1 protein-coding gene and 1 pseudogene are annotated in these 11741 nt (G+C 40.4%); both read left to right on the top strand.

All coding sequences use genetic code 11. From position 1 onward, the window contains the following. Nucleotides 1-254: pseudogene (locus A2536_01845) on the top strand (hypothetical protein). A 174-nt stretch (nt 255-428) separates the two neighbouring features. Continuing rightward, complete coding sequence (locus A2536_01850; protein OGF47565.1) at nt 429-11699, top strand: hypothetical protein; 11271 nt, start codon at nt 429-431, stop codon at nt 11697-11699. Nucleotides 11700-11741 lie beyond the last annotated feature (42 nt).

Here is an 11741-nt window from a genome sequence, read left to right on the forward strand (position 1 = left end):
ATTGCTATGATAATTTTGTAAGCGTCCGCGGAAGCTATGGGATTGGCTATGACGTAAATAATGTAAACGTAGGAGCCGGAGTAAAACAAAACCTGGAAGGAATGATCTGCAGTCTGGATTACAACTTCAGCCTCTTCGGAGATTTAGGAAGCGCGCATAGAGTATCGCTTTCTGTAAAGTTTGGAGAAGAAGGGAAAAGAAGCAAGGGAAGTAAGAGAAGCAAGAACAGCAAATATAACAAATATAGAAGATAAAAAACCATGAACCATTTAAGACTTCAGGTTCGGTACTGCACCCGAACGTAGCGAGTGGTACAGGAGCCTGGTCGCAGGCACCTGGGTGGGCAGTCTATAACACTTGCGTGGTGAGACCTCTCCTAATGCGGGGCCACCAAAGCTTTGTGGCGGAAAAGAAAAAGGAAAAATATGATGAAGACAATTATTCATCTGCATAAGTCAATAAAATTATTGTTTATATTTCCTCTTTCTTCTCTTCTTGTACTATCCTTGCTTCATTCGCCTTGTTATTCGGACAATTGGCCTACAGCTTTGCATGATGTTTCGCATACGGGAACCAGCCTTGATACTTTAGCTTTGCCTCTTAAGTTAAAAATAAAAAAAGAAGAAGTGCATTCTCAATGGTATCCATACTACGGAAAGCTTGTTGCCTATGGAGATCGTTTAAATGTCACCTGGCTTCATGGATTGCATATTTGCTACGATATAAATACATTAGAAAGCAAGTGGAGTTATTTCAGTTGGGGTGTTGGATATAACGGGAGGGATCATTACCCTGCCGTTGGCGGTAATAATAATGAATATGTATTTGTAGGAGGCGGGCATGGAGGGGTGTATCAGCTGGAAATAAGCAGCGGTGCCGTGGTTAGAGCGTGGAGCGGTATGGATGCGGGATTTGGGGCGAGTATTGTGTTTAATGGATATTATTATCCTTTATTTTCGTCTGAATCACAAGGAAGCAATGTTCTAGCGCGGTGCTTACCATATCCCGGATACAATTCTGATATGACGTACTCGTTTCTTACTAATACTTTCTGGGGCAGATCTTCAACTTTTGAAATGGATACAACCTATCCATTTTTACCTGCTACGTACATGAGTTGGATGTTTAATACCCCTTGTATAGGCGGCAATACATTGTTTATGAACTGGGATGGTATAATGCATGGAATAAACCCGGAAACCGGATATAGTAATTGGTCAAAAGGTAAGAATATGCAGTATTCTACATCTGCAGCGTATGAAAACGGAAAGGTGTTTGTAGCTGGTACGGAAGGTTTTACAAGTACAGATGATTTTAAAAAAGTTCATCAGGGAATCATATATTGTTTAGACGCAAAAACAGGTGAAGATTTATGGAGTTACACATTTACTAACTCTATGGTTATTGATAATAGTACAAATGTAGGGATGGACCCGATAGTCAGTAATGGTACAGTGTATTTTGGCAGTAACGAGGGGTATTATTTTGCTTTGGATGCTTCAAACGGTACTTTGAAGTGGAAGACGAGAGTGGAAGGATCTTGTTCTGATCATAACACTTCGGCGATATCCGGGGATATTGTGTATTTTGGAACAGCAGCTCTGAAAGGTTTCTCGACTGCAGCGGGACCGAAAGCTAATAACAAGGGCTGGATATATGCCTTGAATAAAAATACCGGAGTGATAGAGTGGAGTTGGAACAATCCTGATCAAGTGAGCATAGGTCCTGTAATAATAGCAAATAAGAAGTTAATAGCAACGGGAATAAACGGGTATATATATGTATTTGAAGAAGACGCCCCTGGTACGGATCTTGTAATAACGCCAAAGACGGCGTTACCCGGAATTGTTCAGTCCGGAACTAATTTTACAATAACCTGTAAAGGAAATTTGTCTGACAGCGGATGGAATGCAAGTCTTGTAAAGTATAATACAACGATAAGTTTAACAATAAGCGCAAGTTATGATGTAAGTAAAGGTTGCTGGATAATTTCAGCAAGTATCCCGTCTTCAGCGAAAGAAGGAATGTATGATCTGTCAGTGGGTAACAACATAAAAACGGAAAAAGTAACGAAATCAGTCAAGGTGATAAACATATTTAAGACGGATTATTATTATGTGCACATAACCAACCCGAGTTATTCCTTGAATAGAAACGACTTAAACCTTGTATTAGATCAAGTGAAAATAATTAATCCGGAGTTTGTATTGATAAGCGGGAATCTTACGGGTAATGGAGATACGCAGTTACTACAATGCTTGGTTGAGCTGCTAAAGAGCAAGGATATTCCGGTGTTTGTAACTCCGGGTGAGATGGATTGTTACGGTGGTGTAAATTCCGATACCCATAAAAGTTATGAGACAAATGTGGGTCCGAGATATTTTAGTTTTTCTTACGGTAATCATAAGTATTTAGGAGTTGATACCACGGATGATAACGGAAAGATAGGAAGTAGTCAGATAGATTTTATAAGAAACGAATTAAGAGGAACCGGGGATTTAAAGTCAATATTTTATTATAAAGACAATATGAATCAAATACCGGCGTTATGCGATGAGCTTGGTATAAATGCAGCATTAAGTTATGGAAATAATAGTGTGACAAACAGCGGATTAACACCGACAAAGTATGTAGTAACCCCGTCATGCATAATGTTTTCAGATGCAGCCAATAGCGGCTATTTTAGAGTAGTAAAAGTTTCGAATAATAAGGTAGTATTCAGTAATTTACTTGGCAGCACATATTATGGAGCTTACCGGCCTGCAATGGAATCTGTATTTACGACATATTATGACGGAAAACCTGCTAACGACGGTATTTCCAGTGTGAATGCATTCAAGGTAAAGAATCACAGTACGGAATCATTTGATAATTGTTTTATGGAAATATTAATGCCTTATTCAAGCAGTTATGTTGCTCATAATGCAGAGGTAATAAGAGTTGTTGATAAAGGAAACGGAAAGAATCTTGTAACAGTTAAATTTTCCATGGACACCGGAAGTACAACGTATACGACTCCTTATGTCAAGCCGATACATATAGGAACGTTAGACAGTGCGTGTGTGACATATTATAGCGATACAGCATTATTAAACGAGATAAGTGAGTATCAAATAGGCGGTTTAAATCAATTGCCGACAAGGAAGTATCTAAAGGAAGGAAGGACATACTTTAAGATATTTATCCCAAGCGGAGATTGGGCGTCATATAAGTTAGACCAGCAGGGTGCGGCGGATATACTTTCCGGGCAGACGGAAAAGCTGGATGGAACGGGGTTGATTTACAAAGGTTACTATGATGTTGTAAGGGAAAACGGAACTGAATATAAAGACGGTGAAGCGAATATGTCTATTATATCCTCAGGGAAGGTTATAACTCCGGATATAGGGAATTTAGTAACGATAAAGACAGGAACGCCGGAACCGTATTTTAAGTATTGCTCGAGCGGATCTACAGGTGTAACTATTTCCGGTGAAGCGATTCAAAAGATATTCATAGATTATTATTGGAATTATAACAAAGGAGTTGATATATATAGAAAGACCATACCGTCGGGCAGTTGGCAAGTTGTATATACACATGCCGGTACAGGATTATATTTCACATATAACGATACAAACATCGTTACAGGTACCAATTACAGATATAAATTAGTGCAAAGAGATGCTCTGAATATAACTAGTTTGGATACGGATGAGTATGAGGTAACGGCCGGAAGTTTTACAATTACATCACCTGCTGCCGTAAGCATTACAACAACCGGAGCTATAATAACATGGACAACCAGCGTATCGACAACATCACAGGTAGAGTATGCGGCGTATGCTGGGGGAGGATATTCAACTTTCACATATACTGATGTTTCGAGATTGTCTGATATTATAGTAACGTCTGAAAACAGCAGTCTGGTAACTGCTCATAGTGTTACTATAAGCGGTCTTAAATGCTCCACCACCTACGGTTACAGGGTAATATCGAAAACAATAGACGGGAAAATAAATACATACGGAGGGATAAAATACCCCATTTTAAATTTTGCGACACCGGCGAACAGTTCGACTGTAGTAGCTCTTTCGGCGGAATCAAATGTATCGGCTGTTTATCCCGGAGATGCATGTGGAATATCGGTATATGGATTGGATAATACCGGGAAGAGAGCAGGTTTTGCTTTAGGTTCGACAATAAATTATCAGGTAATTTCCGGTGGAGGAGTTGTAAATCCGGCATCGACAACAAATTCGTATACGACGGTGTTAACGGCCGGATCTAACGAGGGAATTAATCAAGTTGCATTTACAAAGACCGGGGCGACAGCGGGGACGATAAGCATATCGGCTATAACGCCGGATCATTATAAGTTTACCACACCCTTGACTATAACTGCCGGAGGGATGGTAAATATAACAATAACGGCATATAGTGACGCGGCAGAAACCACTATACTTCCGATAACAACAAACAATATAAATCTTAATATAAAAGCGGTTGCGGGGGATAATCCGAGTAATCTTGCAAGTACGTTGTTGTTAAACAGTATAAGTAGTATGACAAAAGGTGTAGGTTTCCCGTTCATTGGATATACGAAAGCAGAAACAAACGGGATAAGAATAAAAGCAGAGGATGTAAAAGGGAAGACTGGATTAAGTGATGTAATAACAGTACTGGCGGACAGTACAAAGCCTTCGAAATTAGGATATATATCCGGTAAGGAAGAGGCAACTTCAGGTGAGACTGTAACGATAACCGGGAGTGTACTGGATATATATGGAAATCAGATAAAGACCGGCGGGACGGTTATAACATTTACAAGAATACAGGGAGCCGGGACTTTAAGCGGTACAATTGCTACAACTGATAGCAGCGGAGGGGCAGCAGTTGGGTTGACATTAATATCAAATGAAATAAATGTAGTAGAATTAACAAGCGGGAGTTTGCAGAAAGTGGAAGTTATAGTAAGAACAAATACGATAGGGAGTTTAGTCTTAACACCTGAAAGTTATAGTGTAAAAGCCGGGACAAGATGCAATATATTTGTGGAGACAAAAGATGCAGGAGGTAATGCTGCCGCGGGAATAAGTTTGAAAAGCAGCATAACAAGCGGCGGAGGGAATTTAGAATCCAGTTCAGTAATTACGGATAACACAGGTAAGGCGAATATAGGGTATATAGGAAGTACGGTCCCGGGAGTAACTTCAATAAAAGTGGAGACACTGAATAGTTCGGTTTCATCCATAGTTAATTTAACAATAATAGTTGGAGATATCGATCATTATGCAATAGTGACTCCGGATACAAGCAATATAAATACAGCTTTTTCAGTAGTAGTAACAGCTAAGGACAGATATGAAAATACAGTATCTGTGAATAATGATATATCTATATCTGTCGTCCCTTGGAATAATACTTATGGCACACTTAGCGGCACTTTGAGTATAACTAATGCTTCGCTGATAAATGGAAGCACAAATATTACGAATGCAACATATGACATTACGGAAAAAATAAAGATTAAAGCAAAAGATTCTAACAATAAAGAAGGTTATAGCGGAGTGACTGATATAAAAAGCGGTGCTGCTTCTCAGCTACTGACTGTTTTGCGAAAAGTATACACAGTCACAGGATCGTCGAAGATATATTTTACGGATTGTCCGGAAAAGTGTGCTGCGGGTTCGAGTGTGGATTTAATAACGTATGTGAAAGACGCAGATATGAATTCTATAGGCGGTAGTCTTGTAACATATAGCAGCAGCGCGGGAACTTTGGCGTATAGCGTGATAACGAGTGACAGTTACGGAATGGTCAAAAATAGTTATACTGCAGCGTCCGGGTCAAATAAGATAACTATCATATGTAATAGCGCTTCAACGGTTTTCACTATTCAAGGTTTAACGCCAAATAGTTTAAGTGCATCTCTAAATCCGGCGGTTTCCCCGTCTGTAGGTTCCCCCAGTATGCCAATAGTAACCGTAAAAGATGCATCCGGAATTACGATTCCTTTTGCTGCTGTTAACTGTACGGTAATAAGCGGGAGCGGGACATTGTATGTTCAAAACACTGATAATATCACTCAGAAGTGGAGCGGTGTGTCATCCATGATTACGGATAAAAATGGTGCGGTAGTTCTTAGCATGTCCGGATTAACTGTTGGAGTAGATACGGTAGTGAGGTTAACATGCAGCGGCATTATTTATAATCTGACATTTCAATCGAGTAATAATCAGTTATCAAATCAGAATTCAGCTACTATGTATCGCGGAATATCCGGATCAATCGTAAAGCTTGGATTTATTCTGCGAACACAATCATATGCAGGTGTTCCCGGCAAAACAACTAATTTTACGATAACCTCCGGAGGTGGGAGTTTAAGCAATAATAGCGGAGTTACGGATTCGTCCGGATTAGTATATACATATTTAACGCTTCCAGCGCAGGAGGGAAATGTTGTTATATCTGCCAGCTGTGAAGGATTAAAGACGGATATTTCTGCAACATCAATAAATGGTAGTATAGGAATATCCTGTAGTCCCGCGGTAATAGTACCTTCTTCTGCAACGCAAATAACCGTTAATCTTTTTGATTTAGCCGGGAAGATTATTAAATCAGAAGGCAATGGTGATTACTGTGCGCCTGCAATAATAAATTTTTCAACAACTCCTGCCGTTGGCAGTTTAAGTATAGTGTCGGGAGCCCCGGATATGTATACAGGTATGATTACTCTTTCATACACAGCGTCAGGGACGGCGCAGGATGTAGATATTATTGCAACCTCCGGAAGTGTTTCCGGGACCTTAACACTTAAAGTCGCAGTGGTTTCAAGCATAGAAGCAAATGCGGATCCATTGACTGTATTAACAAACTCGGGTTCATCTTCAATAAAGGCAATAGTGAAAGAAGTGAATGGATATCCTGTGAGTAATGCGGCGGTTACATACAGTTTAATAAGCGGAACAGGGAGCTTAAGTCTGACTACGGCTGTCACAAATAGAGAAGGTGCTGTTATATCGAAATTGCAAAATGTAACTTCTGTTGGAGATAATGTAGTGAGAGTCTCTTCAAACGGAATTTCGAAAGATATTACGATAAAAAGCGTTGGGAACCTTATAGGATATAAAGTAAAATTAGTAGCACCTTCAACTATTCCATATCTGATACCTACAACCAGTTTTCCAATGATTTACTATGATAAAAAAGACGTATATGGAATTATTGTGGATAATCTGGATCAGCCGGTAAGCGTTTCAGGAACAACTGTTACTCTTAAAAGTACAGGAGGAACGTTTAAATATAGCGCAAGTGGTTGGCAAAGCATATCTACAGTGAATGTTACGACGGATATCTATGGAAAAGCATATGTTTCGAACAATGCAACGATGAATTCACTGAATTTCTATCCGACATTAGGGCTAAACACGGTTACTGCTTCTGTGTCAAATTTAGGGTCTGCGACAGTGACTATTCTGGGCTCTTCTGTAAACCCATATTCTTTTGATATAAAAGCAGATCCGTCAGGAGTGAAGCCGAATTCAAACTGTAAAATTACCGCAGTGATGAAAAATGGAGGTGCAGCTATTGTCGGAGAAGGAGTAAATTTCTCTATGTTGTCCGTAGAAGGTGTATTGTCAACAACAACAGGGACAACGGATATGAATGGTGAAGCTGCCGTTATATTGAGTTCAACAAATTCAACAAATAGGAATTATATTGTGCAAGCTTCATGTGCGGATCTGGGATTGTCAAACGTAATAACAGTGACAACAGCGCAAAATGAGTTGTCAGCATTTAATTTGACTGTGCCGGAAAGTGTAATAAATAATCAAGTATTTGAAGTAAAAATAAAAGCATGTGATATAAACGGAGGGCCTGTTATTTTGGCAACTCCTGTAACTATTACGGTAAGTGCAGTAAAAGCTTCAGATGGAGTAACACCCGGAAGCGGTGTATTAAGCGTTGGGACAGCGATAATATCAAATAATGCGGATAGTTCGGTTACTTTGTCAAATGTAACATATACGGATGCAGAAGAGATAAAGATAAAAGTATCAGTAGGGGAAAAGTCAGGACTTAGCAGCAAGATTATATTAACAAAACAGGTCAATAATATTACTGCGACAAGCGATCCCAGTACCTGTATAGCCGGACAAGCGGTGGTAATAAACGGAGTTGTTAAGGATATAGACGGTAAAGGAGTAAGCGGTCAGGCCGTAACGGTTGTATCAAGCGGCGGAACGTTAGATAAATCAACATCAACTACGGATATAGACGGAAAGGTTTGCTTTATACTTATAACTTCTGGAGCAACAGGTATAACCTCCGTTACGATAACTTCAAGTGCGATAACCGGGACAGCATCAGTAACAACAACAGGAGTGATTGCTTCATATACTGTGGCTGCGCCTGCAACAGCGGATATAAGCGGGTTTTCATTATCGGTGACGGCAAAAGATGCCGGCGGAAATATAGTAAAGAGCAGTCCTGTAGCAGTATTAAGCCTTGCGGCAGGAACCGGGACATTAGGAATAACTTCCGTGAGATTAGTTGACGGTACGGTAACATTAACGGAAACATACAGTAAGGTAGAAAGTGGAGTAAGAATAAAGGCAACGGATGTAAACGGGAAAACAGGAACAACAGGTGTTACGATTAATATGACAAATAGTATGCCTCAGGTATTAAGTTTAGCGCCGGCTGCTGTTTCAAATATTTCGGGCGGGACGATACAAATTACAGGAAAGAATTATTTTAGCGGCGGCTCGAGCAGTGATGTTACGAATATAAGATTAAATGATACAGGAAGCACGGTATTAACGGGATACTCTGTAACAAGTGATACCGTGATTGTGAGCGCAATTGTTCCGACAAAAATAAAAGCAGGGAGTTATGATGTCCTGATAACTACCTCCAAAGGAACATCTGCAGGCGGAGCGAAATTAACCGTAACTACATCTCCACCCGTATTAAGTTCTATTACTCCAAATAGTTGTGTAACGGGAGAGACGAAGACTATATCAATAGCAGGTTCCGGGTTTTACGCCGGGACAACCAGCGCGGATGTAAGGGCATTAAAGGTAGGTGCAACAACTATTACGGCAGCATATATAGTTGCCTCGGACACAGCGATTACAGGAGTAATTATTCCCGGTACATTGACTTCCGGGACATATAACGTCGTAGCAACAACCGGAGGCGGGGATAGTTCCGGTGTGTCATATACAGTTAGTGTATTTATTCCTGTGCCGGCAGTAGCAGGTATTTCTCCGGTCAGCGGATATAGGCACGTTACAAATACGCTTAATATCTCCGGAAACGGATATTTTGGAGGGTCAAGTTCAAACAGCGTGAGCTCAGTACAGTTGGTAGGAACAAGCACAGTAACAATAACAACATATAATGTAGTAAGTGATGTGTCAATCCAAAATGCAATTGTTCCTGCAGGGATAGCCGGGGGTACATATAATCTGAAAGTGACAACTGCGGGTGGAACAAGTTTAACAACTGCAAATACAAAATATGTTGCGCTGGTTGATGCTATATCTCCGACAGTTTTGACGGTAACAGCAAATATATCGCAGGTGAAAGTGACATTCAGTGAGGATATGACATTATCGGCAGTAACAAACAAAGCGAATTATACAATACAGTCGCCGACAGGAACAGGGAACGTGAATTTAGGCTCAACAACTATATCATATTCCGGAAATATGGTAACAATAGGGAATTTAAGTTTGACAGCGGATGCAACATTTACGACGACCGTATCAAATGTGACGGATCTTGCAGGGAATGCAATAACCGGAGCTTCAGTTGCAGGAGTAGTACAAGGAACAGATTTAACGGGGCCGACGAATTGCAGTATAGTAATAAACGGGGGAGTCGGATATACGGGAAGTACAAACGTAACATTAACGTTGTCAGCGACGGATGCGAACTCCGGAATGGGAACAGGGGCAGAGATGCAGTTTAGTAATACCGGAACAACATGGGTGACGTATGCGTATGCAACAACCTCAGTATGGACATTGGATGCGGGAACAGGAACAAAGGCTGTATCTGCCAGGTTCTCGGATGCCTTAGGAAACTGGTCTGTCGGGAGTGTGACAGATACGATAGTATTGGATACAACCGGGCCGGCAAACTGCAGTATAATAATAAATAGCGGGGATGAATTTACGAACAATACAAGCGTCAACCTGACATTATCAGCGGCAGATGCCGATAGCGGTCTTAGCGAAATGAGATTTAGTAATGATGGATCTATATGGACGACAGCTGAGGCGTATAGTATAACAAAGAGTTATCCGTTATCAGTAGGAGACGGCCCCAAAATTGTTTATGCGCAATTTAAGGATAATGCGGGTAACTGGAGCGGAAGTATAGCCGGGAATATAACATTGGATACTCTAGGCCCTGTAGGGAGTATAGATATAAATAGCGGAGCTTTATATACAAAAAGCGCCGTTCTCACCTTGATCCTGAATGCGGCAGATGAATTTAGCGGAATAAATCAGATGCAGTTTATGGAAGGTACCGGGAGTTGGAGTACCTTGGAAAGTTATACAACAGGGACAAAAATATTTACAGTTACAAATACAGATGAATTGAAGACAATTACGGTAAGATACACGGATAATCTGAGTAATAGCAGTACTTATAGTAAAAATATTAAATTATGTACGGTAACAAAGTTGGAAGTTCTGTCGCAAATAGAAGCAGTTGCAGGAGAAAGTATTATCGTGACAATTAGGGCGGTAAGGGAAGAAGGAATAAACAGTACATTGATAACAGGTTATTTGAATATGATCAGCTTTAATGTTAAGGACCTTAATGCCGCAACCTTGCCGGATTATACATTTGCCGGGACAGATTCGGGAGTAAAGCAGGTAATGACAAGTTTAAAGACGTTAGGAGATCAGGAGATAGAGGTATCAGATAAAGATATCGAAGGAATATCGGGAAAAGTAAAGGTAAAAGTATATGCAGCGATAGCAGCAGACGGAACAAATGGGACAATAATAACAAATGCGGACGGAACAAGTATAGATATCCCGGCGGGGGCGTTTAGCGGAAATAAAGAAGTTGGATTTAAAATAACAGAAAATCCGAAATCAGCAGGGACGGGATACAGATATAAGGAAACGGTAAAACCCGTAAGCAGGGATTTCGGAGAGTTAAATAGAACAACAAGTCCGTGGCAATTCGCCGGAATGACCTTTAGTACTCCGGTTAAGATATCAGTGCCGTACAAACCGGAAGAGGTAGGAGATGTGGATGAAAATAGCCTCCGGTTATTCTACTACGATGAGACATCAGGGAAATACATAATAGTCCCGGGAAAACAAACAGTAAGCGGCGGGAAGATAACAGCGCAAGTAAATCATTTTAGCACTTATAGGATACTCGGAACGTATGTGAGCAGTAATTTGAATAATGTAATAGCGTATCCGAACCCATATAAGCCGAGCACAGCGGTAGACGGTAAAATGAAAATAATAAACCTGCCGGTGGATTGCACCGCGACGATATATAATATAGCAGGAGAGAAAATCAAAGAAATAAAAGAATCAGACTTAGGAAACCTAGGCTGGATAGACTGGGACGGGAAGAATGATGTAAATGAATTGGTAGCCCGTGGGGTTTATCTGTATGTGATCAAAGCACCGGATGGTAGTAAGAAAATAGGAAAAGTTGGCCTAATAAAATGAGTTTTGATTTAAACCGCCATATATTATCCGCTAAAAAACGCA

The organism is Candidatus Firestonebacteria bacterium RIFOXYD2_FULL_39_29, from assembly GCA_001778375.1.
In the GTDB taxonomy this organism is placed as follows: domain Bacteria; phylum Oederibacteriota; class D2-FULL-39-29; order D2-FULL-39-29; family D2-FULL-39-29; genus D2-FULL-39-29.